Annotated in this window: 1 protein-coding gene; it reads left to right on the forward strand. The window is 58.4% G+C overall.

Annotation, left to right across the window (positions count from 1 at the left end):
• Nucleotides 1–95 precede the first annotated feature (95 nt).
• Nucleotides 96–705: hypothetical protein (locus tag AC5RVV_RS17720; RefSeq protein ID WP_494002664.1), on the forward strand; the 610-nt coding region annotated here is incomplete at its 3' end.

Here is a 705-nt window from a genome sequence, read left to right on the forward strand (position 1 = left end):
TGAACATTCAGGAATTCCATCTGACTCTCCAATCTGACGTCCGGGCACGGGCAGAAGCGGAAAACGATTTCGCGGCCGGCGCATTCGCCAATCTGATGGCGGACAAACTCTCCGATGTCGAGGAGATCGACAACCTCCAGGTTTTCCACTACGAGGGATTGGGATCCAGACACCAGAACCTGGCCGTCGACGGTTTCGACCTGGACGATAATGACGGACAGATTTCACTGGCAGTTGTCCATTGGAGCGGCACGGAGGACATTGACGTCCTGTCCACGCCGGAGGCCAAAAAGCACCTCAGGGCGCTGGAATACTTCCTTACCGAGTCAGTACAAAACTTCCTCGAAGACGCACTGGAAGAAAGCTCGATCGCCTACCAGCTCGCCCGCGACCTGCGGTCCCGGGGCCGCAACGTCAGCCGATACCGCCTCTACCTTCTGACCGACGCCCGAATCAGCGACCGGATGAAGGACGTCGTCAACTCCGAGCTGGACGGGGTGCCAATCGAGTACCACATTTGGGATCTTCAGCGTCTCCACCAGATTCAGCAATCCAACAGCGGACGGGCGGAGATCGAAATTGAGCTCGATTCGTGGCTGCCGCAGGGCCTGCCGGTCCTGCAGACCGAAGGCAAGAGCAACGACTTTGTCACCTACCTGGCCTCCGTCCCGGGGGACCTCGTTGCTGACCTGTACGGACAATATG

This window comes from Arthrobacter sp. MDT2-34-1 (genome assembly GCF_059091365.1).